This is a genomic window from Enterobacter cloacae complex sp. EB5, assembly GCF_031432835.1.
Lineage (GTDB): Bacteria > Pseudomonadota > Gammaproteobacteria > Enterobacterales > Enterobacteriaceae > Enterobacter > Enterobacter hormaechei_C.
Genome location: NZ_CP133860.1, coordinates 4566752 through 4592892, shown reverse-complemented (window position 1 = coordinate 4592892; position 26141 = coordinate 4566752). Strand labels below are relative to the sequence as shown.

26 protein-coding genes are annotated in these 26141 nt (G+C 58.0%); 17 read left to right on the top strand and 9 right to left on the bottom strand.

Annotated elements, in window-relative coordinates:
• Window positions 1-27: 27 nt before the first annotated feature.
• From RHN82_RS22000 to paaZ, 6 genes are all read right to left on the bottom strand, one after another.
• Entirely contained in the window at window positions 28-2001 is a 1974-nt protein-coding gene (locus RHN82_RS22000; protein WP_047050828.1) for an alkyl/aryl-sulfatase, read from the bottom strand.
• Between the two features lie 168 nt (window positions 2002-2169).
• Window positions 2170-4443 carry a primary-amine oxidase gene (tynA, locus tag RHN82_RS21995; RefSeq protein ID WP_032609121.1) on the bottom strand — a complete coding sequence of 758 codons (2274 nt, stop codon included), beginning with the start codon at window positions 4441-4443 and terminating at the stop codon, window positions 2170-2172.
• 160 nt (window positions 4444-4603) lie between these two features.
• The gene (locus RHN82_RS21990) at window positions 4604-4999 is read right to left on the bottom strand and encodes a hypothetical protein (RefSeq protein ID WP_047050831.1); all 396 of its coding nucleotides are present in this window, start codon (window positions 4997-4999) and stop codon (window positions 4604-4606) included.
• On the bottom strand, window positions 4977-5381 hold the full coding sequence (locus tag RHN82_RS21985) for a polymorphic toxin type 44 domain-containing protein (RefSeq protein ID WP_071962304.1): 405 nt from the start codon (window positions 5379-5381) through the stop codon (window positions 4977-4979). Before RHN82_RS21985 ends, RHN82_RS21990 begins: the two co-directional genes overlap by 23 nt.
• 2 nt (window positions 5382-5383) lie before the next feature.
• Window positions 5384-5866 carry an Hcp family type VI secretion system effector gene (locus RHN82_RS21980; RefSeq protein ID WP_047050834.1) on the bottom strand — a complete coding sequence of 161 codons (483 nt, stop codon included), beginning with the start codon at window positions 5864-5866 and terminating at the stop codon, window positions 5384-5386.
• A gap of 213 nt (window positions 5867-6079) precedes the next feature.
• A complete protein-coding gene (gene paaZ, locus RHN82_RS21975; RefSeq protein ID WP_047050836.1) occupies window positions 6080-8131 on the bottom strand; it encodes a phenylacetic acid degradation bifunctional protein PaaZ in 2052 nt (683 codons plus the stop codon).
• A 285-nt stretch (window positions 8132-8416) separates the two neighbouring features.
• Between paaZ and paaA the strand changes: the two genes are divergently transcribed.
• The 13 genes from paaA to paaY all read left to right on the top strand — a co-directional run bounded on the left by paaA (window position 8417) and on the right by paaY (window position 19610).
• Window positions 8417-9346 (top strand): 1,2-phenylacetyl-CoA epoxidase subunit PaaA, encoded by a 930-nt coding sequence (paaA, locus tag RHN82_RS21970; protein ID WP_003857355.1) that lies wholly within the window; start codon window positions 8417-8419, stop codon window positions 9344-9346.
• Window positions 9347-9358: 12 nt separating this feature from the next.
• A complete protein-coding gene (gene paaB, locus RHN82_RS21965; protein ID WP_003857353.1) occupies window positions 9359-9646 on the top strand; it encodes a 1,2-phenylacetyl-CoA epoxidase subunit PaaB in 288 nt (95 codons plus the stop codon).
• An 8-nt stretch (window positions 9647-9654) separates the two neighbouring features.
• The gene (gene paaC, locus RHN82_RS21960; protein ID WP_047050838.1) at window positions 9655-10401 is read left to right on the top strand and encodes a 1,2-phenylacetyl-CoA epoxidase subunit PaaC; all 747 of its coding nucleotides are present in this window, start codon (window positions 9655-9657) and stop codon (window positions 10399-10401) included.
• A gap of 11 nt (window positions 10402-10412) precedes the next feature.
• Window positions 10413-10910: a 1,2-phenylacetyl-CoA epoxidase subunit PaaD gene (gene paaD / locus RHN82_RS21955; RefSeq protein ID WP_047050839.1), complete on the top strand. Its 498-nt coding sequence runs from the start codon at window positions 10413-10415 to the stop codon at window positions 10908-10910.
• Window positions 10911-10917: 7 nt separating this feature from the next.
• A complete protein-coding gene (gene paaE, locus RHN82_RS21950; protein WP_047050841.1) occupies window positions 10918-11988 on the top strand; it encodes a 1,2-phenylacetyl-CoA epoxidase subunit PaaE in 1071 nt (356 codons plus the stop codon).
• Window positions 11985-12752, top strand: coding sequence for a 2,3-dehydroadipyl-CoA hydratase PaaF (gene paaF / locus RHN82_RS21945; protein ID WP_047050842.1), 768 nt, complete (start codon window positions 11985-11987; stop codon window positions 12750-12752). The genes paaE and paaF overlap by 4 nt, the downstream gene beginning before the upstream one ends.
• On the top strand, window positions 12752-13540 hold the full coding sequence (gene paaG / locus RHN82_RS21940) for a 2-(1,2-epoxy-1,2-dihydrophenyl)acetyl-CoA isomerase PaaG (protein ID WP_026080707.1): 789 nt from the start codon (window positions 12752-12754) through the stop codon (window positions 13538-13540). The genes paaF and paaG overlap by 1 nt, the downstream gene beginning before the upstream one ends.
• A 1-nt stretch (window position 13541) precedes the next feature.
• Window positions 13542-14966 carry a 3-hydroxyacyl-CoA dehydrogenase PaaH gene (gene paaH / locus RHN82_RS21935; RefSeq protein WP_047050843.1) on the top strand — a complete coding sequence of 475 codons (1425 nt, stop codon included), beginning with the start codon at window positions 13542-13544 and terminating at the stop codon, window positions 14964-14966.
• Window positions 14967-15018: 52 nt separating this feature from the next.
• Window positions 15019-15378, top strand: coding sequence for a hydroxyphenylacetyl-CoA thioesterase PaaI (gene paaI, locus RHN82_RS21930; protein WP_227788415.1), 360 nt, complete (start codon window positions 15019-15021; stop codon window positions 15376-15378).
• The gene (pcaF, locus tag RHN82_RS21925) at window positions 15378-16583 is read left to right on the top strand and encodes a 3-oxoadipyl-CoA thiolase (protein WP_047050844.1); all 1206 of its coding nucleotides are present in this window, start codon (window positions 15378-15380) and stop codon (window positions 16581-16583) included. The genes paaI and pcaF overlap by 1 nt, the downstream gene beginning before the upstream one ends.
• Before the next feature lie 26 nt (window positions 16584-16609).
• Window positions 16610-17926 carry a phenylacetate--CoA ligase PaaK gene (gene paaK / locus RHN82_RS21920; RefSeq protein WP_047050845.1) on the top strand — a complete coding sequence of 439 codons (1317 nt, stop codon included), beginning with the start codon at window positions 16610-16612 and terminating at the stop codon, window positions 17924-17926.
• Window positions 17927-18059: 133 nt separating this feature from the next.
• Window positions 18060-18995 (top strand): phenylacetic acid degradation operon negative regulatory protein PaaX, encoded by a 936-nt coding sequence (gene paaX / locus RHN82_RS21915; protein ID WP_032103751.1) that lies wholly within the window; start codon window positions 18060-18062, stop codon window positions 18993-18995.
• 9 nt (window positions 18996-19004) lie between these two features.
• Window positions 19005-19610, top strand: a complete 606-nt coding sequence (gene paaY / locus RHN82_RS21910) for a phenylacetic acid degradation protein PaaY (protein ID WP_006810541.1) — start codon at window positions 19005-19007, stop codon at window positions 19608-19610.
• A 42-nt stretch (window positions 19611-19652) separates the two neighbouring features.
• Here the strand turns inward: paaY and RHN82_RS21905 are convergent, their stop codons facing one another.
• Entirely contained in the window at window positions 19653-20288 is a 636-nt protein-coding gene (locus RHN82_RS21905) for a helix-turn-helix domain-containing protein (protein WP_047050849.1), read from the bottom strand.
• A gap of 202 nt (window positions 20289-20490) precedes the next feature.
• Here RHN82_RS21905 and RHN82_RS21900 point away from each other — a divergent pair, with 202 nt between their 5' ends.
• A complete protein-coding gene (locus RHN82_RS21900) occupies window positions 20491-22467 on the top strand; it encodes an alkyl/aryl-sulfatase (RefSeq protein WP_047050850.1) in 1977 nt (658 codons plus the stop codon).
• A gap of 56 nt (window positions 22468-22523) precedes the next feature.
• On the opposite strand, the gene RHN82_RS21895 is transcribed toward RHN82_RS21900, so the two are convergent.
• The gene (locus RHN82_RS21895; protein WP_047050851.1) at window positions 22524-23276 is read right to left on the bottom strand and encodes a hypothetical protein; all 753 of its coding nucleotides are present in this window, start codon (window positions 23274-23276) and stop codon (window positions 22524-22526) included.
• A gap of 1 nt (window position 23277) precedes the next feature.
• Complete coding sequence (locus tag RHN82_RS21890; protein ID WP_003857318.1) at window positions 23278-23475, bottom strand: hypothetical protein; 198 nt, start codon at window positions 23473-23475, stop codon at window positions 23278-23280.
• Window positions 23476-23734: 259 nt separating this feature from the next.
• On the opposite strand from RHN82_RS21890, the gene RHN82_RS21885 reads away from it, so the two are divergent.
• The 3 genes from RHN82_RS21885 to RHN82_RS21875 are packed head-to-tail and all read left to right on the top strand — an operon-like array spanning window position 23735 to window position 26141.
• The gene (locus RHN82_RS21885; protein ID WP_047050853.1) at window positions 23735-24169 is read left to right on the top strand and encodes a nuclear transport factor 2 family protein; all 435 of its coding nucleotides are present in this window, start codon (window positions 23735-23737) and stop codon (window positions 24167-24169) included.
• A complete protein-coding gene (locus tag RHN82_RS21880; RefSeq protein WP_047050854.1) occupies window positions 24166-24885 on the top strand; it encodes an SDR family NAD(P)-dependent oxidoreductase in 720 nt (239 codons plus the stop codon). Before RHN82_RS21885 ends, RHN82_RS21880 begins: the two co-directional genes overlap by 4 nt.
• Complete coding sequence (locus tag RHN82_RS21875) at window positions 24882-26141, top strand: NAD(P)/FAD-dependent oxidoreductase (RefSeq protein WP_047050855.1); 1260 nt, start codon at window positions 24882-24884, stop codon at window positions 26139-26141. The genes RHN82_RS21880 and RHN82_RS21875 overlap by 4 nt, the downstream gene beginning before the upstream one ends.

The window sequence follows — 26141 nt, the reverse complement described above, 5'->3', positions numbered from 1 at the left end:
CGGAACGTCCGCCCGCGAGTGCTGCCTTTACGGGGTCACAATGTTAAACCAGAATTCAAATTTATCCATGTAACCGAGCATGGCATCAAGTTTTGCGGCATCGCCGGTCACTTTGATATCGCCGTTATCCTGCGCCTGTTTAAGCGTCACTTCTTTCAGGATGATTTTATTCAGCGTATCGCGGTTGAGGGTCACGGTCGCGTCAGCGTCTTTCGCTTCGGCGTTCGCCGTGTGGTTCAGCACGCCATTTTCCAGTTCCAGCTTGTATTTACCGCCGTCGCTGCCGAGGTCGATGTTAAACACCGATTTTGCATCCGCCGCTTTTTCACCGTTAATGTGCACCGCCAGATAGTCAAAGAACATTTCTGGCGTCATCGCGCGCACGGTATCCGGGCTGGCGGTGTTCGGGGTCGGGCCTTTCACCACGCCGTTACGCAGTTCCTGCGCGCCGGTCAGGTAGAAGTTACGCCACGGGCCTGATTCAGCCTGATAACCCAGCTGCTCCAGCGCGTCCGCTTCCAGGTTTCGCGCGGCCTGATTATTTGGATCGGCAAAGACCACTTTGCTGACCACCTGAGCCACCCAGCGGTAGTTCCCCTGGTCAAAGTCGGTTTTCGCTTTGCTCAGGATGGCATCCGCACCGCCCATATAGTCCACAAATTTCTTTGCGGCTTCTTCAGGCGGCAGTTCGTCCAGGGTCGCCGGGTTGCCGTCAAACCAGCCTAAATAGAGCACGTAGGTCGCTTTAACGTCATGGCTGACAGAACCGTAATAGCCACGGTTTGCCCAGGTATTGGCCAGAGAGTTCGGCAGCTTGAAGTTGGCTGCAATCTCGTCACGGGTCAGCCCTTCGTTCGCCATGCGCAGGGTCTGGTCGTTGATGTAACGGTACAGGTCGCGCTGGCTTTTCAGCAGGTTAACCACGTTGTCGTTGCCCCATGTCGGCCAGTGGTGCTGCGCCATTATGATTTCGGCTTTGTCACCCCAGCGTACAATCGCCTGGTTGATGTATTTCGACCACGGCAACGGCTCACGAATTTTCGCCCCGCGCAGGGAGTAGGTGTTGTGCAGGGTATGGGTGACATCTTCCGCAGACTCGATCAGCTTTTTCTCTTCGATATACCAGAGCATCTCAGAGGGCGCTTCCGATCCCGGCGCGAGCATAAAATCATAGGTCAGGCCGTCGATCACCTCTTTCTGACCATCTTTCTCGATGATATTGGTCGGGGCGATCAGGGTCACCGTCCCGGCGGAGGTGGTAGTGCCGAGACCCGCACCGACTTGGCCCTTCGCATCCGGCTTCAGCAGGTTGCCGTACATATAGCTGGCGCGGCGGCTCATGACGTTACCCGCCATGATATTCTCCGCGACGGCGGCCTCCATAAATCCGGCGGGCGCGTAGATTTTCACCTTGCCGGACTTCACATCTGCTTCGTCCACCACGCCGCGCACGCCGCCATAGTGGTCAACGTGGCTGTGGGTGTAAATAACGGCGACCACAGGCTTGTTACCGCGATTTTTATAGTAAAGATCCATTCCGACTTTGGCCGTTTCCGCCGACACCAGCGGGTCGACCACGGTAATACCTTCTTTACCTTCAATAATGGTCATGTTTGACAGGTCAAGGTTACGGATCTGGTAGACGCCCTCGGTCACTTCAAACAGACCGCTGATGTTAATCAGCTGGGACTGACGCCATAAGCTCGGGTTTACCGAGTCGGGCGCCTTATCGCCTTCTTTGATAAAGGCGTACTGCTGCGGATCCCAGACGGTGTTGCCTTGCTCCCCTTTGATAATTTCCTGAGGGAGAGGGGCAATAAACCCTTTGTGGGCGTTGGTAAAATCGGTGTTATCGGAGAAAGGAAGCTGGTTGAAGAGTGCGTTGTTGGCCTGCTGCGTTGCTGCGGTGGCATCCTTAGGTGCTTCTGCGGCCCAGGCGGAACTGGCCGAAATAAAACATCCCGCCAGCGCGAGACTCCTGACGATCTCATTGATTCTCATCCTAAAACCTCTCAGTAAACTGTTACGTTGTTTATGGAGACTTCGAATCCTGGTGAAAGTGTGTCAAGAAATGCAAAAGGATTAAGCGAGGTAACAATAACTATAAACGGGGAGAATAATTCGGCAAGTAAGCAGATGAAAAACCGGGCATTACGCCCGGTCGGTGGGTTATTTCTGCTCTTTTTTCTTGCCGAGCGTTGGCGTCTCGTCAAAGAAATTCCACGGCTTGAGTAGCGTGTGCACCCATTCCGTCGGCATTATCGGCCACTCCTCGGCGCGGGCGACATGGGTGGTGCCGGTGGTCATCCAGATGACGTTATCCTGATCGTTCAGCGACTCGTTATCTTTGCTGTACTGCCCGAGGCCGGTATCGTGCGTAGAACGGTTCGGGTATTTTCCCTCCGGGTACATCTCGTCGGGATGGTAACGCGTCACCCACAGCTGTTTATCCATAAAGCTCAGGCGGTGATAAATCCACTCGTCCGGGGCAAACTTCGCGCCGGACGCGACCGGGTGCGTACCGCCCGCGTAAGGGATGATCTGATACGAGACCGGGTTGCCCATGCGGTTCTCTTTGCTGGTGTTGCTCAGCAGGCGGATGGTGCCCGGGTCAAACTTCTGCGCCGCCTGCTGTTCGGTATCAATATCATACTGATTCACCTGCATGGTGCTGGTGCGCGGTCCGCCAGCGGTGTTCGGTTTGACGTCCGGATCCATGGCCACCAGCTTGTTGTTGATGCCGTCCACGTCCATATCCAGACGGAAGTTGTAGATGTGCTGGTGGGTGGTACCGACAATATTATGGTCGATCAGCGTTCCGTATCGGGTGTCATCCTTCGCGGTGGCATCATGCATGGTTTTCGTCTGCACGCCTTTCACCGCTTCAATGCCCGTAGCCCCTGCATCAATGCCGATGGTGCCGTTTTCGTGGAATACCCAGTCGAAGATGTAATCGTAGTTACCCACGGTGCTGACCCAGCGCACCACCAGCTCGCGGCGTTCGGTGCTGACGTTGGGTTTACCTAACTCCTGATGCTTATATTCCGGCCCGGCGTAACGCTCGAAAATGGCGATCGCCCGGGGGATCTCCATTGGCGCGCCTGTGTAATCCGGGATGGTTTCGTTGAGCATCACGGCGTTAGACGGAACATCCTTGCCGCGCACCAGCGGGGAGGTCAGGGTCCCCATGCCGTAGTCGCCGGAGTCCAGGTAGGCCTTAAAGTACCAGCCGATATCCGGGTCGCCGTACGGCACAATCATGCCGCCGAGCGACCCCTGATACATCACCTGTCGCTTTTTGCCGTTGTCGTTATAGGTCACGGTGGAAATTATCGGGCCGACGCGTGAGTCCAGGCTCAGATGAAAATCCCAGTTCTGCCAGTGCACCCTGTCCCCGGTGATGGTGTAGTTCTTGCCTTCCGGCTCGATAATCTCCAGCGGTTTTTTCACCGTTTCAACGCGGTCGCGGCCATCATACGGGCGCGGCGTGAGCGGCACCGGCACGACCGGGCCTTCCTCAATCTTCTGGATTTTCTTCTGCTCGAGATCCACCACCGCAACCAGGTTTTCGATCGGGTGCGCCCAGTAGTTACCGTCGCCCACGTCGAGATAGCTGATCACTTTCAGCAGGCGGTCTTCCTGTTTCAGCCCATCCTTGCCGTCAAAAAAGCCGACGGTAAGCGGAGTGGTGATCACTTTCTTCGGGTCGGTAATGCCGCGCTTTTTCAGCACGGCGGCAAACTCCGGGCTTTCATTGATGATCTGCTGCACGGTATTGAAGTCATCCAGCAGCACCATGCCGTGCGCGTCTTTGATCGGCTCCCAGCGGAGGATCTTTTTCTCCTTCAGATCCACCCGGCTTTCGATGATGTGTTTACCATCAAGCATGATGATATTGGCCTGGCGGGGCGCATCCACCGCCGTGCCGTTAAGGACGAAGTCCCAGACTTTGGCTTTTTCTGGCTCCGCCAGCGCAATCTGGGTAAAGCGGGTATTGGGTTTAAAATCCGCAGAGGCTTTCACAATGGCTACGGCCTGGTTGATTTCATCAGCCGTCAGCGCGTTTAACGGGTGGGGGCTTTTTTCAACCTGGAATGTCTGATCAAGACCGGACTGAAAGACATCGTTGATAAAGGTCTCCGGGATATAGGCCTTATTGTTCTTCATCACCACGGGCACCTGGAGCGTCAGCGGTTTGCCGTTAACGATGGCGGTGTTTGCGCCGGGTTTGACCTTCACAAAGGCACCGTCTTTGACGATGGTGAACATCTGGGCGTAATCATCCCACTGCACGTCCGCGCCAAACGCCTGAAGCGTTTTGTCCATCGGGACCATATGCGCCTCGCTGCCGTGAGCGTAAACAGGGGATTGCCAGGCGCAACAGAGCGCAACGGCCATGGCCAGTGCCGTTCTACGGGCAGAAAAAGAAGAATTGCTTCCCATCGCAGACCTCATCTTGTTGTGTTTATTGTGTTGTGTCAGCCTTATCCTGACAGGCGCGCACGAAAAGCGTTTGCCTGCATCTGCCAGGTTGTTTGTCAGTCTTGCCAGGTTAAAAAAAGAGCGGGGGTGCATCACACCCCCATGGCAGATAAAGTGCGCTTCAGTAAGGCGAGCTATCGAGATGAATGCGGACATCAAAACCTGCCGTCGTGAACGAATAAACCGTACCGCGAACGCGAAGATAAATGTCTCCATTTTTAATTGCCACTGAAGCTTTATCATCATCGGTGATCATGACGGGATCGATATCTTTAATGTTAGACATGAAGTCTTCCGAGCTTTTTTTCGCATCAACGAGATAAATATGATACCTGTTTTTAGATAGTGAGCCCGTCTCAACCTGGGTGATGTAAAGAGTTAAACGATCGTTAACCTTGATTTTTTCCTGCAAATTTTCATACACGGTAAACAGATCGCGGAAAGGGTATGCAATGAATATAAGAAAAATAAAGATAATGACTCCAGCTCGCCAGTTAAAAACCCGAACGTCGCGCATATTCTATTCCTGCCCTTATCCATAACTGATCGACTGGGTCATCACCGTAATTATTATTGTTCTGGAATTTCGCAAATTCGGCAGGATCGCTTGTCCCGGCGAGAATCTGTGCAGTACCTGCCCCCCGGAGCAGAATTCCCTCAGGAATGCCTGCTGCCGCACCAACGGCACCGTAATGAAAATTGCCAAAATTAGCATACTCTGCACGGCCTTGTTTGTAATCCCAGGGACCATGGTTTCTGACCATTTGATAAAACCATATGTAGGTCATTAATGAGGGGCCACCATGAAATCGCGCTATTACCATGTGGCTAACCACGTCCACGCCAGGTGGTGCAAAGGATGCAATATTATAGGGTGTTGAATAGGAAGGAGTGCGCATATTTAACGCTCAGCCCAACAGTCTGCAAACTGTATATTACCATCGCAATATGTCCATGTTATTTTATCATAGCGTAGCTCCACGACTTCAAGATGATTATTTTTTTCTTTCATCGGGTCTTTAATGTCATGCATCAATGGCGTGACGGAAACGACGCGAATATTATCGAGACGCATATTGTAATATTCTACTTCCTGCCCGGCGTCATTAATGCGATACCACCTGAACTCAGCCGTTTTAAGGGTTTGGCCAGTCGCAACGGCTTTCATCAGGTAAGGGGAGGAGGAATCGATTTCTTTTTGAAACACGACTGGGGCATGGTTACGTTTACTGGTAATTTTCCCGGTCAATGGATCGGTTGGGAGGCGAAGATTGTGTGTAAAGCCAGTGACTTCAATGCTTCCCTCGCGGTAACGAACATCCACCGAGCCTGTAATTTTTGCGCCACCATCGTCAGTTAAGAAAAGGTAAACAGGAATTGCCATAGTCTGTTAATCATCCATGTAATTTAACGCGGGAATATTCCCGGTGCTAAATAATAACCATGCTAACTACATGGTCAATTTGCATAGTGTTTCCGGTTGTTACTTATCCAAACCAGGCAGACTGGATGGTTTGATTAATCAAAGCCAACCAGTCCCTGCTTTACCTTCCGCTGATTTTGATGCGCTCAAACACTTGAGGCAGCAAGGTTAATGCTATTGCTTTGATTCAAAGTCACCCTGCTGGCGCGCCACCAGCGTCAGGATGGAGTAGAGCGCCACGGCCTGCTGGTGCTGGTTGAAGATCTCCACCGCCCATTCCACCACGCCGGTGGGTTTTTCCTCGGCAGTGCGCTGTTTCTTGAGCGTTTTACGTTTACAGGTCAGGCGCACCTGAATGGTATCACCCGGCTTGACCGGCTCGATAAAGCGCAGGTTTTCCATGCCGTAGTTGGCAATAACCGGCCCAACCCCGGCATCGACAAACAGCCCCGCCGCGGCGGAAATCAGGAAATAACCGTGTACCACGCGCTCGCCAAAAATCGACTCCGCCGCGCCAATTTTGTCCATATGGGCGTAGAAATGATCCCCGCTCAGGCAGGCAAAATTCACGATATCCGCTTCCGTCAGGGTACGACGCGGGGTCAGCAGGCTGTCGCCCGGCTGTAACTCCTCGAAGTATTTACGGAACGGATGAACGCGATCTTCCTGCACCTCCGCGCCACGGACCCACTGTTTACCGATCGCGGCGAGCATGGACGGGCTGCCCTGAATGGCCGTGCGCTGAAGATAGTGCTTCACCGCGCGCAGGCCGCCCAGCTCTTCGCCGCCGCCCGCACGTCCCGGACCACCGTGCACCAGCTGCGGCAGCGGTGAACCGTGGCCGGTAGATTCTTTCGAGGATTCCTGGTTGAGGATCTGAATACGTCCGTGAGCGCGCGCTGCTCCGGCAATAAACTGCCGCGCCACGCGGGGATCTGCCGTAACCAGCGTTCCCGCCAGGCTGCCGCCGCCCGCCCGCGCCAGCTGCATGGCGTGTTCGGTGTTACGGTACGGCATCAGGGTTGCGACGGGGCCAAAGGCTTCGGTGGCGTGAACGGCCGGGGTTTCGTCCGGCTGCGGGCAGAACAGCAGGGTGGGCGGGAAGAATGCGCCAGCCGCCTGCAAATCAGCTTTACCACCCAGACGGATCTGGCAGCCCGCGGCAAGCAGATGATCGACTTTTTCCTGCACGTCAGCACGTTGCTCACCGTTGACGAGGGCCCCCATCTTCACCCCGTCCTGGGCCGGATCGCCGACGACCACTTTCTCCAGCCGCGCAATCAGCGCCTGGCTGACGGCGTCAACCTGCGCTTCCGGCACGATGATGCGGCGGATGGCGGTACATTTTTGCCCGGCTTTGGCGGTCATCTCGCGCACCACTTCGCGGATAAACAGCGCAAACTCCGGGTGTTCCGGCGTCACGTCCTCACCCAGCACGCAGCAGTTAAGGGAATCCGCTTCCATGGTAAACGGAATGGAATGCGCGACGATATTTGGGTGGACGCGCAGGCTCTGCCCGGTGCTGGCCGACCCGGTAAACGTCACCACGTCCTGGCTGTCGAGGTGGTTCAGCAGATCGCCCGCGCCACCGCAGATCAGGCTGATGGCGCCGTCCGGCACCAGTCCGCTCTCGACGATCGCTTTCACCATCGCCTGAGTCACCTGCGCGGTGGCGGTGGCGGGCTTGATGATGGCGGGCATCCCGGCAAGCCAGGTGGGCGCGAGCTTTTCCAGCATCCCCCAGCACGGGAAGTTGAACGCGTTGATATGCACCGCCACGCCGGATTTCGACGTTAACACGTGACGTGCCGCAAAGCCGCCTTCCTTCGACAGCGGGATCAGTTCATCCTCCGGCCACAGGGTATCGTCCGGCAGCTCACGGCTGCCGAGGCTTGCGTAGGTGAAGAGGGTGCCGATACCGCCTTCAATATCCACCCAGCTGTCGGCCTTCGTCGCGCCGGTCTGGGCTGACAGGGCATAAAACCGATCCTTCTGGCTCAGCAGATGTTTGGCCACCGCCTTCAGCATGGCGGCGCGCTCGATAAAGCTCATTGCGCGGAGCGCTTCTCCGCCGTGTTCAATGGCGTAACGGCGCGCGGCCGCCATATCCAGCCCTTCGCTGGTCACTTCATATAGCGTTCCCCCGCTGATGGCGTGGGTGATGGTGCGCTCGCGGCCCCGGCCCGATTGCCAGGTGCCGGACAAGAAGCTGGCTAACTGCTGCATTTCTTCTCTCCAGATGTTTCGTAATTTCACTATCAATAGTTTGATCGTGAATCATAAAAATCAAGCTGAGTTTTAATGAATTGTTAACGTTGTGATCTGTATTGCTTAGCCTGACAACCCGAAAGCCTTGTGTCATCGGCCTTTCATGAAAAGGCTTGCGAGCGTCGTCACAAAATAAACAAACGCTTCTTGGGGTTATATTTAACCTTTGTGTAACTTTTAAGAAACCAAATGATTCACCATTTTGCTGTTTGTGGTGATTTAACGAATCACAAAGGTGGTTATGTGACGCAAGAACAACGCTTTGAGCAACGCATCGCACAGGAGACGGCCATCGAGCCGCAGGACTGGATGCCGGATGCCTACCGCAAGACGCTGATCCGCCAGATTGGACAGCACGCCCACTCTGAGATTGTCGGCATGCTGCCGGAAGGGAACTGGATCACCCGCGCGCCGACGCTGCGCCGGAAAGCCATTCTGCTGGCGAAGGTGCAGGACGAAGCCGGACACGGCCTGTACCTCTACAGCGCGGCGGAAACGCTGGGCTGCGCCCGGGAGGACATCTATCAAAAGATGCTCGACGGCAAGATGAAATACTCCTCCATCTTCAACTATCCGACCCTGAGCTGGGCCGATATCGGGGTCATTGGCTGGCTGGTGGACGGGGCGGCCATTGTGAATCAGGTGGCGCTGTGCCGTACCTCTTACGGCCCGTATGCCCGGGCGATGGTGAAAATCTGTAAAGAAGAGAGCTTCCACCAGCGTCAGGGTTTTGAGGCCTGCATGGCGCTGGCGCAGGGCAGCGAAGCCCAGCGGCAGATGTTGCAGGATGCCATCAACCGTTTCTGGTGGCCCGCGCTGATGATGTTCGGACCCAACGACGACAACTCCCCAAACAGCGCCCGCAGTCTGGCCTGGAAGATCAAACGCTTTGGCAACGATGAGCTTCGCCAGCGCTTCGTGGACAACACGGTGCCTCAGGTGGAGATGCTCGGTATGACCGTGCCGGACCCCGACCTGCGTTTCGATGAAGAGAGCGGCCACTATCGCTTCGGCGAAATCGACTGGCAGGAATTTGACGAGGTGATCAACGGGCGCGGGATCTGCAACCACGAACGTCTGGCCGCAAAACGTAAAGCCTGGGACGACGGCGCATGGGTGCGTGAAGCCGCTCTGGCCCACGCGGAAAAACAACGCGCCCGCCAGGCCGCATAAGAGGAATCAACCATGAGCAATGTTTACTGGCCGTTATACGAAGTTTTTGTCCGTTCGAAGCAGGGGCTGTCGCACCGGCATGTGGGCAGCCTTCACGCTGCCGACGACCGCATGGCGCTGGAAAACGCGCGCGATGCCTATACCCGCCGCAGCGAAGGCTGTTCCATCTGGGTGGTGAAGGCGAGTGAAATCGTCGCTTCCCAGCCGGAAGAGAGCGGGGAGTTTTTCGATCCGGCGGAAAGCAAGGTCTACCGCCATCCGACGTTTTACACCATCCCTGATGGCATCGAGCATATGTGAGGTTGGGGATGAACAACGTATCTGCTTATGCCCTGCGTCTGGGCGACAACGGTCTGGTGCTCTCACAGCGTCTGGGCGCCTGGTGCGGCCACGCGCCGGAGCTGGAAATTGACCTGGCGCTCGCCAATATCGGCCTTGATCTGCTCGGGCAGGCGCGCAATTTCCTGAGCTACGCCGCTGAACGGGAGGGTAAGGGCGATGAAGACACCCTGGCCTATGGCCGCGATGAGCGTCAGTTCCGCAATCTGCTGCTGGTGGAACAACCAAACGGCAGCTTCGCTGACACCATTGCCCGTCAGTATCTGATGGATGCGTGGAACGTGGCGCTCTACGAGCGGCTGATCCACAGCAGCGACAGTCAGCTTGCCACCATCGCGGCAAAAGCCATTAAGGAGGCACGCTATCACCTGCGCTTTAGCCGCGGCTGGCTGGTGCGGCTGGGGGACGGAACAGCAACCTCCGCACAAAAAATGCAGCAGGCGGTGGATAGCCTGTGGCGCTTTACGGCTGAACTGTTCGACGCCGACGACGTCGAGCTGGCGCTAATTGATGACGGCGTGGCGGTTGATCCGCGCGACCTGCGGGACCCGTGGGAGCGCGAAGTGTTTGCTGGCCTGGCGGAAGCCACCCTCCGCGTGCCCGAAGAGGTGGCGTATCGCACGGGCGGCAAGAAGGGGCTACATACCGAACACCTCGGACCGATGCTGGCAGAGATGCAGTATCTCCAGCGCGTTTACCCCGGCCAGCAGTGGTAAAGGAGGACGCCATGCAACGCCTCGCCGACATCGCGCCTGCACAAATCCCGCAGATTTGGGCGCTGTTAAGCCAGATCCCCGACCCGGAAGTGCCGGTGCTGACCATCACCGACTTAGGCATGGTGCGCAGCGTGAAGGCGCAGGGGGAAGGCTGGGTCATCGGCTTCACGCCAACCTATTCGGGCTGTCCGGCAACGGAGCATCTGCTGGGGGCGATCCGCGAAACCCTGACCGGAAACGGCTTTAGCCCGGTACATATTGTGCTGCAACTGGAGCCCGCGTGGACCACCGACTGGATGACCGACGATGCCCGCAGGCGCCTGCGTGAATATGGCATCAGCCCGCCTGTCGGCCATAGCTGCCATGCCCACGTTCCCGCGGAGGTGAGCTGCCCGCGCTGTGCGAGCACCGATACCTCGCTTATCAGTGAATTTGGTTCCACGGCCTGCAAAGCGCTCTACCGCTGCAATACCTGCCGTGAGCCCTTCGACTATTTCAAATGTATTTGAGGCTGCCATGACAACGTTTCATTCATTAACAGTGGCAAAAGTGGAACCCGAAACCCGCGACGCGGTGACCATTACCTTCGCGGTGCCGCAGGCGTTACAGGAGGCGTACCGCTTCCGTCCCGGTCAGCATCTGACCCTGAAAGCCAGTCCTGGCGGGGAGGAACTGCGCCGCTGCTACTCCATCTGCCGGAGCACCGCGTGCGGTGAGATCAGCGTGGCGGTCAAAGCCATCGAGGGCGGACGTTTTTCCCGCTATGCCCGGGACGAGATCAAACCGGGCATGACGCTGGAGGTGATGGTGCCGCAGGGGCATTTTGGCTACCAGCCGCAGGCCGAACGCGAAGGCCATTATCTGGCGATTGCCGCCGGGTCCGGGATCACCCCGATGCTGGCCATTATGTCCGCTACGCTGGCCACTGAAGCCCACAGCCACTTCACCCTGATTTACGGCAACCGCAGCAGCCAGAGCATGATGTTCCGCCGGGCGCTGGCGGACCTGAAAGATAAATACCCGCAGCGTTTGCAGCTGATCGCCATCTTCAGCCAGGAGACGCTCGACAGCGATCTGCTCCATGGCCGCATTGACGGGGAAAAGCTCCAGGCGCTGGCAAAAACGCTGGTGAACTTCCGCCAGTACGATGAAGCCTTCATCTGCGGCCCGTCGGCGATGATGGACGAGGCTGAGGCGGCACTAAAAGCGCTGGGTATGCCGGAAAAAGCGATCCATCTTGAGCGCTTTAACACGCCGGGTACCCCCGTTAAACGGACAGCCAGCGTGCAGGCTGACGGGCAGAAGGTCACCGTCCGCCAGGACGGGCGCGACCGTGAAATCACCCTGACGGCGGACGACGAAAGCATTCTTGACGCGGCCATGCGTCAGGGGGCGGATCTGCCTTACGCCTGCAAGGGCGGCGTATGCGCCACCTGCAAATGCAAAGTGCTGCGCGGCAAGGTGGACATGGCGACCAACTACAGCCTGGAGCCGGACGAGCTGGCCGCAGGCTATGTGCTGAGCTGTCAGGCGCTGCCGTTAACCGCCGACGTTATCGTCGATTTTGATGCGAAGGGGATGGCATGAGCGAACTGATTGTCACCCGTCATGGCCGCGTGTTGCAGCTGACGCTTAACCGTCCAGCGGCGCGCAACGCGCTCAACAATGCGCTGCTCCTGCAAATCGCGGAGCAGCTTGAGGCCGCCGCCGCGGATGCTGAGATCGCCGTCTGCGTGATTTACGGCAACGAACGCTGCTTTGCCGCCGGGGCCGATCTCAACGAAATGGCGGAGAAAGACCTGCCCGCCACCCTGAACGATATCCGCCCGCAGCTGTGGGCGCGGATCAACGCCTTCACCAAACCGCTGATTGCCGCCGTGAACGGCTTCGCGCTGGGGGCAGGCTGTGAGCTGGCGCTGCTCTGCGATGTCGTGATTGCCGGTGATAACGCCCGTTTTGGCCTGCCGGAAATCACCCTCGGGATCATGCCGGGCGCAGGCGGCACCCAGCGGCTGATCCGCAGCGTGGGTAAATCGCTGGCCAGCAAAATGGTGCTGACGGGCGAAAGCATCACGGCGGCTCAGGCGCTCAGCGCCGGGCTGGTCAGCGACGTCTACCCGGCCTCGCTGACGCTGGAGTACGCCCTGAAGCAGGCGGCGCTGATGGCGCGCCACTCGCCGCTGGCGCTACAGGCGGCGAAGCAGGCGCTTCGCCAGTCGCAGGAAGTCCCGCTTCAGGCCGGGCTGGCGCAGGAGCGTCAGCTGTTTGCGCTGCTCGCGGCCACCGACGATCGCCGGGAAGGTATCAACGCCTTTTTACAAAAACGCACCCCAGACTTTAAAGGACGCTAATTGTGGAATCTATTCTGAGCCATGTTGAGCAGGGCGTAATGACCATTACGCTGAACCGCCCGGAGCGCCTGAACAGCTTTAACGACGTCATGCACCAGCAGCTTTCCGAATGCCTGAAGCAGGCCGAGCGCGATGACGCTATCCGCTGCCTGCTGATCACCGGGGCAGGACGCGGTTTCTGCGCCGGGCAGGATCTTAACGACCGTAACGTGGACCCGAACGGCCCCGCGCCGGATCTGGGCATGTCCGTTGAGACTTTTTACAACCCGCTGGTGCGCCGCCTGGCAAAATTGCCGAAGCCGGTGATTTGCGCGGTTAACGGCGTGGCGGCGGGGGCGGGTGCCACGCTGGCCCTCGGCTGTGACATGGTGATTGCGGCGCGCTCCGCCAGTTTTGTGATGGCCTTCAGCAAGCTCGGCCTCGTCCCGGACTGCGGCGGCACCTGGCTGCTGCCGCGCGTGGCCGGACGCGCCCGCGCCATGGGGCTGGCATTGCTGGGCGATAAGCTCAGCGCCGAGCAGGCACAGGCCTGGGGAATGATCTGGCAGGTGGTGGACGACGAGCAGCTTTCCGCCACCGCACAGCAGATGGCGCTGCATTTTGCCTCGCAGCCGACCTTTGGCCTGGGCTTGATCAAGCAGGCGATCAACGCCGCCGAAACCAATACCCTCGACGCCCAGCTTGATCTGGAGCGCGACTATCAACGTCTTGCCGGACGCAGCGACGACTACCGGGAAGGCGTCAGCGCGTTCCTGGCAAAACGCGCGCCGAACTTTACGGGGAAATAAGATGGTGAATATCCATACGGTCGCCGTCATTGGCAGCGGCACCATGGGCGCCGGAATTGCCGAAGTGGCAGCCAGCCACGGTCATCCGGTTCTGGTGTACGACATTGACGCAGCGGCGATTTCCCGCGCCGTCGACGGCATTCGCCAGCGGCTCTCCTCACGCGTTGCGCGTGGAAAACTCTCTGCCGACGCCGGGGAACAGATCCTCGCCCGCCTGACGCCGGTGACGACTATCAGTGCTCTGGCGAAAGCCGATCTGGTGATCGAGGCGGCCTCCGAGCGGCTTGAGGTAAAAAAAGCGCTGTTTACCCAGCTGGCAGAGGTCTGCCCGCCGCAGACGCTGCTTGCCAGCAATACCTCGTCCATTTCCGTTACCGCGATTGCGGCGGAGATAAACCACCCTGAACGCGTCGCCGGGCTGCACTTCTTCAATCCTGCCCCGGTGATGAAGCTGGTGGAAGTGGTCAGCGGACTGGCGACCTCTCCCGAAGTGGCCGATGCACTGTGCGAGCTGGCGCTGAGCTGGGGAAAGCAGCCGGTACGCTGCCAGTCCACGCCGGGGTTTATCGTCAACCGCGTGGCGCGCCCGTTCTACTCGGAAGCCTGGCGCGCGCTGGAGGAGCAGGTGGCAACGCCCGAGGTGATCGACGCCGCCCTGCGAGACGGCGGGGGCTTCCCGATGGGGCCGCTTGAGCTGACGGACATGATTGGTCAGGACGTCAACTTTGCCGTGACCTGCTCCGTGTTTAACGCCTTCTGGCAGGAGCGTCGTTTTCTGCCGTCGCTGGTGCAGCAGGAGCTGGTGCTGGCCGGGCGTCTGGGTAAGAAAAGCGGGCAGGGCGTTTACCGCTGGCTGGAGGAGAAACCCGCCGTCAGCTGGCTCGCCCCGGTCAGCGACAGCTTCAGCCCGATGCGCGTTCAGCGAAGAAGTGACGGTGTCACGGAAATCGACGATCTGTTGCTGATCGAAACGCAGGGTGAAACCGCGCAATCGCTGGCGTTGCGCCACGGCTGCCCGGTGGTGGTGGTCGACCGCATTGAGCGGGATGTGGCCGTGATAGCCGCCGCGCCTGGCAACCCGCACGCCGCCACGCAGAAAGCCATTTACTGGTTGCAGCACCAGGAGAAACGGGTGGTACAGATTGCCGATTACCCCGGCCTGCTGGTCTGGCGCACGGTAGCGATGATTGCCAACGAAGCGCTGGACGCCCTGCAAAAAGGGGTCGCCAGCGAGCAAGACATCGATACCGCCATGCGCTTAGGGGTCAACTATCCCTGCGGGCCCATCGCCTGGGGCGAACGCCTTGGCTGGCAGCGTCTGTTAACGCTGCTGGAAAACCTGCAACGTCACTACGGCGAGGAACGCTATCGCCCCTGTTCACTGCTGCGCCAGCGTGCGCTTCTGGAGAGTAGCTATGAGTCATAACGCCTGGCATAACGCCCGCGCGATGTACGAACGGGACGCCTGCGCGTAGGCGATGGGGATGGACATTATCGACATGGGCGAGGGCTACGCGGTGGTGACCATGACCATCACCCCGCAGATGCTCAACGGGCATAAAACCTGCCACGGCGGACAGCTGTTCTCGCTGGCCGATACCGCCTTTGCCTACGCCTGCAACAGTCAGGGACTGGCGGCGGTGGCCTCAGGCTGCGCCATCGATTTTCTGCGTCCGGGCTTTGCCGGAGATAAGCTCACCGCCACCGCGCGGGTGAAGCATCAGGGCAAACTGACCGGCGTCTACGACATCGAAATTCAGAACCAACAACAGAAAACCGTCGCGCTTTTTCGCGGAAAATCTCACCGCACCGGCGGCAGTGTGACAGGAGAGGCCTGATGCGTGACGCATTTATTTGTGAGGGGGTGCGTACCCCGGTTGGTCGCTACGGCGGAGGATTATCCAGCGTGCGTGCCGATAACTTAGGGGCCGTGCCGCTGCGTGCGCTGTTGGCGCGTTACCCGCAGCTCGATCTGGAGCGCATAGATGACGTGATCTTCGGCTGCGCGAATCAGGCCGGGGAGGATAACCGCAACGTGGCGCGCATGTCGGCGCTGCTGGCCGGGCTGCCGCAGACGGTATCCGGCACCACCATTAACCGCCTGTGCGGCTCCGGTCTGGATGCCATTGGCTTTGCGGCGCGCGCCATCAGAGCCGGGGATGGCGATCTGCTGATCGCCGGTGGCGTCGAATCCATGTCCCGTGCGCCATTCGTGATGGGCAAAGCCACGGCGGCGTTTCAGCGTCAGGCGGAGATCTTCGACACCACCATCGGCTGGCGATTTGTGAATCCGCTCATGCATCAGCAATACGGAACTGACAGCATGCCGGAAACGGCAGAGAATGTAGCGGAATTGTTAAATATAAGCCGTGCTGATCAGGACGCATTTGCCCTGCGCAGCCAGCAGCGCACCGCGCGGGCGCAGCAGAATGGCGTTCTGGCGCAGGAGATTATCCCGGTACAGGTGGCGGGGAAAAAAGGTGCGGTAACGGAAGTGAGCGTGGACGAGCATCCGCGCGCCGAAACCACCCTGGAACAGCTTGCCGCGCTGAAAGCCCCGTTCCGTAAGAACGGTGTGGTGACGGCGGGGAACGCCTCTGGCGTCAACGACGGGGCGGCGGCGCTGATTATCGCCAGCGAGCCGATGGCGCTTGCCCAGGGGTTAACCCCGCGCACCCGCATTGTGGCCATGGCGACAGCGGGCGTCGAGCCGCGCCTGATGGGATTAGGCCCGGTGCCCGCCACCCGCAAGGTGCTGGAGCGTGCCGGACTCAGTATCACCGATATGGACGTCATTGAGCTTAATGAAGCCTTCGCCGCACAGGCGCTGGGCGTGCTGCGTCAGCTGGGCTTGCCGGATGACGCGGAGCATGTCAACCCGAACGGCGGGGCGATCGCGTTAGGTCATCCGCTGGGAATGAGCGGTGCCAGACTGGCGCTGGCCGCAAGCAATGAATTGCACCGACGCGGCGGGCGCTACGCGCTGTGTACGATGTGCATCGGTGTGGGTCAGGGCATTGCCATGATCCTTGAGCGTGTTTGAGCGAACAATAATGTGAGTACCCTGCGATGATAAATACAACAAAGCTTGATCCGATCGAAACCGCGTCCATTGATGAATTACAGGCGTTGCAGACCGCGCGCCTGAAGTGGACGCTGAACCACGCCTACAACAACGTTCCGATGTACAAACGCAAGTTTGATGCCGCGGGCGTTCACCCTGACGATTTCAACGAGCTGGCGGACCTGCAAAAATTCCCGTGCACCACCAAGCAGGATCTGCGCGACAACTACCCGTTTGATACCTTCGCGGTGCCGATGGAGCAGGTTGTGCGCATCCACGCTTCGTCGGGCACCACCGGAAAGCCGACCGTGGTGGGGTATACCCAGAATGATATCGACAACTGGGCCAATATCGTCGCCCGTTCCCTGCGCGCCGCCGGGGGCAGCGCGAAGGATAAAATTCACGTCGCCTACGGTTACGGGCTCTTCACCGGCGGGCTGGGGGCGCACTACGGTGCCGAGCGTCTGGGTGCGACGGTGATCCCGATGTCCGGCGGGCAGACGGAGAAGCAGGCGCAGCTGATCCGCGATTTCCAGCCGGATATGATCATGGTGACGCCGTCTTACTGCCTGAACCTGATTGAAGAGCTGGAGCGTCAGATGGGCGGCGATGCCAGCGCCTGTTCCCTGCGCGTCGGCGTGTTCGGCGCCGAGCCGTGGACGCAGGCGATGCGCCGCGAAATTGAAAAACGGCTGGGCATTACCGCGCTGGATATCTATGGTCTCTCCGAGGTGATGGGGCCGGGCGTGGCGATGGAGTGTCTTGAAACCGCCGACGGCCCGACCATCTGGGAAGATCACTTCTACCCGGAGATCGTCAACCCGAATGACGGCACGCCGCTGGCCGACGGCGAGCAGGGTGAGCTGCTGTTCACCACGCTGACCAAAGAGGCGCTGCCGGTGATCCGCTACCGCACCCGCGACCTGACGCGCCTGCTGTCGGGCACCGCACGCACCATGCGCCGGATGGATCGCATCAGCGGGCGCAGCGACGACATGCTCATCATTCGCGGGGTTAACGTCTTCCCGTCACAGCTGGAAGAGGAGATCGTCAAGTTCGAACACCTTTCGCCGCACTATCAGCTGGAGGTGAATCGCCGCGGGCATCTTGATTCACTTTCGGTGAAGGTCGAGCTGAAACAGAGCAGCTTAACGCTGACCCATGAACAGCGCTGTCAGGTCTGCCATCAGCTGCGCCATCGGATTAAATCGATGGTGGGGATCTCAACCGACGTAATGATCGTGAACTGCGGCAGTATACCGCGCTCCGAGGGTAAAGCCTGCCGGGTGTTTGATTTGCGTAAAGTGGCAGCCAACGGTTGAATTTCCCTCACCCCAGCCCTCTCCCAAAGGGAGAGGGTGTATTAAGTTCCCTCTCCCTTTGGGAGAGGGTTAGGGTGAGGGTACACCCCAGATTCGTATGCTATGATTCATCCAGGAAAAAAATAACAACAGAATGAATCACATGAATAAACTTGATGCCTTTATCCAGCACGCAGTCAGCTCTGTTCCCGTCAGCGGTACGTCGCTTATCTCCTCACTGTATGGCGACGCGCTTTCCCATCGCGGCGGAGAGATCTGGCTCGGCAGCCTGGCGGCTCTGCTGGAAGGGATGGGTTTCGGGGAGCGCTTTGTGCGCACCGCGCTGTTTCGCCTCAACAAAGAGGGCTGGCTGGACGTGTCCCGCATTGGCCGCCGCAGCTTTTACCGTCTCAGCGACAAGGGGCTGCGTTTGACCCGCCGCGCGGAAAATAAAATCTACCGTGCGGAACTGCCGGCGTGGGATGGTAAATGGCTGCTGCTGCTTTCCGAGGGGCTGGATAAAACCACGCTCGCGGACGTGAAAAAACAGCTCATCTGGCAAGGGTTCGGCACGCTGGCACCGAGCCTGATGGCCTCGCCGTCGCAGAACCTGGCGGACGTGCAGTCTCTGCTGCATGACGCGGGCGTGGCGGAAAACGTCATTTTCTTTGAAGCCCATTCGCCGCTGGCCTTGTCACGCGCGGCGCTACGATCCCGGGTGGAAGAGTGCTGGCAGCTGACCGAACAAAACGCGATGTACGAAACGTTTATCAACTCGTTCCGTCCGCTGCTGCCGCTGCTGAAAGAGGCGCCGCCTGAGGATTTGACCCCGGAACGCTGCTTCCAGATCCAGCTGTTACTCATTCATTTTTATCGTCGCGTGGTGCTGAAAGATCCGCTGTTGCCGGAGGAGTTACTTCCTGCGCACTGGGCGGGACAGAGCGCGCGACAGCTGTGCATTAACATCTACCAGCGCGTGGCGGCGGGAGCCCTGGCGTTTGTCAGTGAGAAGGGGGAAACCTCCGTGGGCGAGCTGCCCGCTCCCGGCACGCTTTATCACCAGCGTTTTGGTGGTCTGAATATCACATAAGGAGAGGGTATGCCTGTTTATCAAATTGATGGTCTGACGCCGGTCGTGCCTGAAGAGAGCTATGTTCACCCGACCGCGGTGCTGATTGGCGACGTGATCCTCGGCAAAGGTGTTTACGTGGGCCCTAACGCCAGCCTGCGCGGTGATTTTGGCCGGATCGTGGTGAAAGACGGCGCGAACATCCAGGATAACTGCGTGATGCACGGTTTTCCGGAGCAGGACACGGTGGTGGAAGAGGACGGGCATATCGGCCATAGCGCGATCCTGCACGGCTGCATTATCCGCCGTAATGCGCTGGTGGGGATGAATGCGGTCGTGATGGACGGGGCGACGATCGGCGAAAACAGCATCGTCGGGGCGGCGGCGTTTGTGAAGGCCAAAGCGGAGATGCCTGCGAATCACTTAATTCTTGGCAGTCCGGCGAAAGCGATTCGTGAGTTAAGCGCACAGGAAATAGAGTGGAAAAAGCAGGGCACGCGGGAGTATCAGGTACTGGTGGATCGCTGTAAGCAGACGCTGCATCAGGTGGAGCCGCTGCGGGAAGAAGAGCCCGGACGCAAACGGCTGGTCTTCGATGAGAATTTACGGCCCAAGTCGGCTGGCCGGGATAAATAAGGCCGTTCGTTCCCACATGTTGCTCAAGGCGTGAAGATGAGCTTAATACGCTTCCGGCAGGGGCCGGTCAATCGACACCAGCTTTCCGCGCTTCATGGTGATATAGCCCCCGGCTTTGAGATCTGCCAGCACGCGAAAGACATGGGTGCGTGACAGGTTAGTGCGCTTAATGATAAACAGCGCCAGGCCCTCATTCTCTCCCGTGTGGGTCTCCTGCCGATAAAGATAGCGATAGAGCATCGGTTTGATGGTCTGGTAGCTGGTGACCTGCCTGCGTTCATTGTGCAGGTCGATGGTGAAAATGGACATGTAGGTCAGTATGGTGGCCAGCGCCTGCATACGCTCAGGCCCGCCCTCAAAAAATATCTGGTCGAAGTCGGCCCAGGCTATTCTCACCAGCGTCACCTTCGCACTGCTGCGATATTCATACTTCACCAGTGGACAATACCTTTCCATTAACCCTATCGGCATATACTCGATAGTATTGCCAATATTTAGGCCATCATCAGGCATTAATATCGTCAGCGACCCTTCAGTACAAAAATAGATATAGCCAGGCTCGACGGTGAATTTTTTATTTGCGGCAACGGTTAAGGCCTCGCCTTTACAAAGCATGTGCGGAAAGAATTGCTCAATATTGAGTTGCTGATAATAGGTATGGATATCCTGGAAATTCACGCTAAGCCTCTCCCCGCAACGTCTGCCGTGGTAGCGAGTATAGCAGCAATAGCCCCCGGATTACGAACCCATAAATAACCAGTCCCATATGGGACTATGATGAGAAAGTATTCTGATTAGAATGGTCGTCAATGAGTTCGCATTAAAATTATCCGCCAACCGTAAATATCCAGGCGGCGCAATTAATCTATGAGGCCATTCAATGAAATTAACTCTAATCGCTAAACATCTGGCGCTGGCTGGTGTGTTGACGTCGCTGTCGCTTTCCGCGTTTGCGGAAGTACAGCCGCAGGATGCCACTGCCACAACCCGACAGGCAAATAACGCCCTGTATAACAAATTACCGTTTGCCGATAAAACCGACTTTGAGAACGCCCATAAAGGCTTTATCGCCCCGCTGCCGCAAAACATGATTAAAGGCGAGCAGGGAAACGTTATCTGGAACCCGGCGAAATATGATTTCGTGAAAGAGGGTGAAAAAGCCCCGGATACGGTAAACCCGAGCCTGTGGCGTCAGTCACAGCTGATCAACATTGGCGGGCTGTTTAAGGTCACCGACGGCGTGTATCAAATCCGTAATCTCGATCTCTCCAACATGACCATCATTGAAGGCGAGAAGGGCATCACCGTTATCGACCCGCTGTTAAGCGCTGAACCGGCGAAAGAAGCGCTGGATCTCTACTATGCGAACCGCGGCAAGAAACCGGTCGTCGCTGTGGTGATCACCCACAGTCACGTCGACCACTACGGCGGCCTGCGCGGTGTGGTTGACGAAGCCGACGTGAAGTCCGGCAAAGTGAAGATCTACGCCCCGGAAGGCTTTATGAAAGAAGCGGTTTCCGAAAACATTATGGCCGGGAATGCGATGAGCCGCCGTGCGAGCTATATGTACGGCAACCTGCTGAAGCCGGATGCAAAAGGCCAGGTGGGGGCGGGTCTTGGCACCACCACCTCTGCGGGTACGGTGACCCTGATCCCGCCGACCAACTACATTACCCATACCGGCCAGCAAGAGGTGATTGACGGGCTGACCTACGACTTTATGATGGCGCCGGGCTCAGAAGCCCCGTCCGAAATGCTGTGGTATGTCAAAGAGAAGAAAATGATCGAAGCCGCAGAGGACGTGACCCATACCCTGCACAACACCTACTCCCTGCGCGGCGCGAAAATCCGCGATCCGCTGGCCTGGTCTAAGTACATCAACGCCGCCATTGAGCGCTGGGGCGCGGACGCGGAAGTGATTATTGCGCAGCACCACTGGCCGACCTGGGGCAACGAGAATATCGTCAAGCTGATGAAAGGCCAGCGCGATATGTACCGCTACATCAATGACCAGACCCTGCGTATGGCCAACAAGGGGCTGACCCGCGACGAGATCGCCGCCGAGTTTAAACTGCCGGAATCGCTGGAAAAACAGTGGGCGAGCCGCGGCTACTACGGTTCTGTCAGCCACGACGTCAAAGCCACCTACGTGTTTTATCTCGGCTGGTTCGACGGCAACCCGGCTACCCTCGACGAACTGCCGCCTGAACAGGCTGCGAAGAAGTTTGTGGAATACATGGGAGGGGCCGATGCCATCATGCAGAAAGCCAAAGCTGACTATCAGCAGGGCAACTACCGCTGGGTGGCGCAGGTGACCAGCAAAATCGTCTTCGCCGATCCGCAGAACGCTGCGGCACGTAATCTGGAAGCCGACGCGCTGGAGCAGTTAGGTTACCAGGCGGAAGCGGGCACCTGGCGTAATTTCTACCTGACCGGCGCGCAGGAACTGCGTAATGGCGTGAAGAAGCTGCCGACGCCGAACACCGCCAGCCCGGATACCGTGCGGGCGATGACCCCGGAAATGTTCTTCGACTACCTGGGCGTGCACATCAACGGGGTACGGGCCGGTAACGCGAAAGCGGTCTTTAACATCGATCTGGGTAAGGATGGCGGCAAATACAAGCTGGAGCTGGAAAACGGCGTGCTGAACCATACCGCCAACGCGCAGGCGAAGGATGCCGACGCAACCATCACGCTGGACCGCACCACGCTGAACGACATCATCCTTAAGAAAGAGACGCTGAAGCAGGCGATGGATAAGGGTGACGTGAAGGTGAGCGGAGACGGCGCGAAGCTGGAAGAGATGCTGAGTTACATGGATAAGTTTGACTTCTGGTTCAATATTGTGATGCCATAAGTTTAGCGTTCATCCTGGTGAATCCTGGCGCCTTATTGCGATAAGGCGCCATTTTTTTATTCACGCATCGCCAGCGCGCTGGCGCTTGCGGGATCGAACAGCGAAATACTCTCGATCTGATCCAGCATGATCACTTTGCGAAAATCCATGGCGCTTTTGGGCTCCGAATCGAGCGTAATGTCATGCTCGGCATACCATTTGCTGTAGTTATGTTCGATACAGAGCTGCATGTTCTTCCCGTCACGGTAGCCGCTCAGCATCGGAATAAGCACGATATTGGCCGTTTTTTCATACTCCAGCGTGGCGGTATGGATCATGCCAATATAGATCCGCCGCGATTTCAGCGTGACGTGCGCCAGTTCACCTTCCTCCATGCACTGATAGAGCAGCTGTTCAATTCCGCTCGACTGCGCCAGCCGCTTGTACAATTTTTTCCGGCCTTCACCGTCCAGCCGCGCGCTTCCGGCCCAGTTCGAGCGGTAGAGACAAAACAGGATCGCGAAGGCCAGCATCACCACCACCGGGGCCTGAATCCCCAGGAAGCTCCAGTTCATAAAATCAATTTGCCAGTCAGCATATTTTGCTGACGTGAAATGGAACGTGTTATCGGCGGCGGAGAGGGCGAACAACAGCAGCCACAGCAGGCCGGTGGCGATCACCCCCTGAAGAACAAAAATACAGCCATACAGCGCCACAAGAAAATAGACGTCCCAGCCAAAGGACCGCTTGATTTTAAACCGTGTTGAGAGGTCGCGGCTGGTGTACCAGTACCCGCATACCATTAATACCATGAATATTGCCGTTCCCATTTCAGGCCCTCTTCAGCGCGTTGACATGGCGCAGAAAGTCCTGCCGCACCTCGTGGCTTTTGTAGTTAACCGAGGCGTTTCCATCCTGATCGATGATGATGCGGTCGCCATCCTCTACGGCTTCGATAATTTCCTGGTGACTCATGACCTGCAACAAGGATTCCGGGCTGGAAAAGAGCGTCATCAGTAAATGTTTCATCGCGTGACATCCTTATGAATTAAAAGGATAAGTCTGGAAGATAAATGGCACCTTTGCCTTAAGGTTATCCCTAAAAAAACGGCACTCTGGCGGCGAAATTCAAATTTTTGCACAAAATGGCTGCGCAAGGTGATATCACAGGTAATTGAAAAATAATAAGAATAAAAAATATATCTGCGTAAACTTGGACAAATAACGTTAATTGTGTAAGTTTAAATTATGCGATTTCGCTACGTTGTTTACACCCAGGATGTGACCCATGAGCACGTTGCCGTCCGTCATCAGTCGGTTCGTTGATTACTACGCCACGCTGGATACCCAGCCACCTTCGGCGCTGGCGGGGATTTATCGCGCTGATGCCACGCTTATCGATCCCTTTGGCGAACACAGCGGGGTGTTCGCGATTCAGCGCTATTTCACCCACTTGCTGGCTAACGTCCAGCACTGTCGCTTTACCGTCGATGCACCGTTGCAGCAGGGCGATCGCTTTGTGGTCACCTGGATGATGCACTGGTCGCACCCGCGTATCGCCCGGGGGGCAATGCGCCAGCTGCCGGGCTGCTCCGTGGTAGACATGCGCGACGATCGCATTGTTCGCCAGCGGGATTACTACGATGCCGGAGAGATGATTTATGAACATCTCCCTATACTCGGCTGGGCCGTGCGCGGCGTGAAGCGGAGAGTGAAATCATGAAAACGGTACTGATCACCGGCGCAAGCTCGGGCATCGGGGCGGGGCTGGCGAAATCGTTTGCCGACGATGGTTACCGGGTGATTGCCTGCGGGCGCGATGCGCAACGTCTGGCAGCCGTCCATCAGCACAGCCCCAACATTACGGTGCGCCAGTTCGATATGACAGACAGGGACGCCTGTCGCCAGGCGCTCGCGGACTGTGCTGCCGACACGGTGATTCTCTGCGCCGGAACCTGCGAGTATCTCGACCGCGGCGAGGTGGATGCCGGGCGGGTGGCGCGGGTCATGACCACCAATTTCATCGGGCCGGTAAACTGCCTTGCGGCGTTGCAGCCGCAGCTGGTATCCGGCAACCGCGTGGTGCTGGTCAGTTCGATGGCGCACTGGCTTCACTTCCCGCGAGCCGAAGCGTATGGCGCCTCTAAAGCGGCGTTAACCTGGTTTGCCGACACGCTGCGCCTCGACTGGGCACCGAAAGGGATTGCCGTCACGGTCGTTTCACCCGGTTTTGTCGACACGCCGCTGACCCGCAAAAACGATTTCCCGATGCCGGGCCGGGTCAGCGTGGGGGACGCCGTCCACGCCATTCGTCGCGGTCTGGCAAAAGGAAAGGATCACATCGCGTTTCCCGCCGGATTCAGCCTGGCGCTGCGCCTGCTTTCCGGCCTGCCCGATGTACTTCAGCGCGCACTGCTGCGCAGGATGGTGCGATCATGAAAATCGCAATTATCGGTAGCGGCATCGCCGGGTTAACCTGTGCCTGGCGTCTCGCCGGACATCACCAGGTTACGCTGTTTGAAGCGCAGGCCACGCCGGGCGGCCATACCGCAACGGTGGATGTCGACACGCCGCAGGGCACCTTTGCCATCGACACCGGTTTTATCGTCTACAACGACCGCACCTATCCGCGCTTCATGGGGCTGCTCAGCGAACTGGGCATCTGCGGGCAAAAAACGCAGATGAGCTTTTCGGTGCACAACCCGCAGAGCGGGCTGGAGTACAACGGGCACACGCTGACGTCGCTTTTCGCCCAGCGACGTAATCTACTCAACCCGGCCTTCTGGACGCTGCTGAAGGAGATCGTGCGCTTTAACCGGCTGGCGAAACAGACGCTCAGGGGCGAAGTCGATGGTTCCGCCACGCTGGAAACGTTCCTGCGCCAGCACGGTTTTACGCCCTTTTTTGCGCGCCACTACATCCTGCCAATGGGGGCGGCTATCTGGTCGTCGTCGCTACAGGAAATGAAACGCTTTCCGCTGCCGCTCTTTTTACGCTTTTTTGAAAACCATGGTCTGCTGGACATCACCCATCGTCCGCAGTGGTACGTGGTGCCAGGCGGCTCCCGGGAGTATATCCGCGCGATGCTGGATACGCTCGGCGATCGCCTGACGCTGCACCTCAACGCGCCGGTCCAGCAGGTTATTCGCCACGATCGTGGGGTTGATATTGCGCGTGAGGGTGTAACAGACACCTTTGATCAGGTGATCTTCGCCTGCCACTCCGCTCAGGCGCTGGCGATGCTCGCCAGCCCAACGCCGGCTGAACGCGAGGTGCTGGGGGATATTGGCTGGCAGCGTAACGAGGTGGTGCTTCACCGCGATCCGCGCTGGCTGCCGGTACGCGAACGCGCGTGGGCGAGCTGGAACTACCGCCTCAGCGAGCAGGATCAGGCCAGCGCCTGCGTCACCTACAACATGAATATCTTGCAGGGACTGCCGCCGGGCAGCCCGCTGTTTTGCGTCACCCTCAACCCGGAAACGCCGGTGGAGGAACGCTTTGTGCTGCGCCGCTTTGTCTATGAGCATCCGCTTTTTAACCCGAAAAGCTGGCAGGCTCAGGCCCGGCGCGGCGAAATAAATGGTCGCCAGCGGAGCTGGTTCTGCGTCGCGTACTGGTACAACGGCTTCCACGAAGATGGCGTACGCAGTGCGCTGGACGTGGTCAACGCTATCGCGGCCGGGGAGGGCAACTAA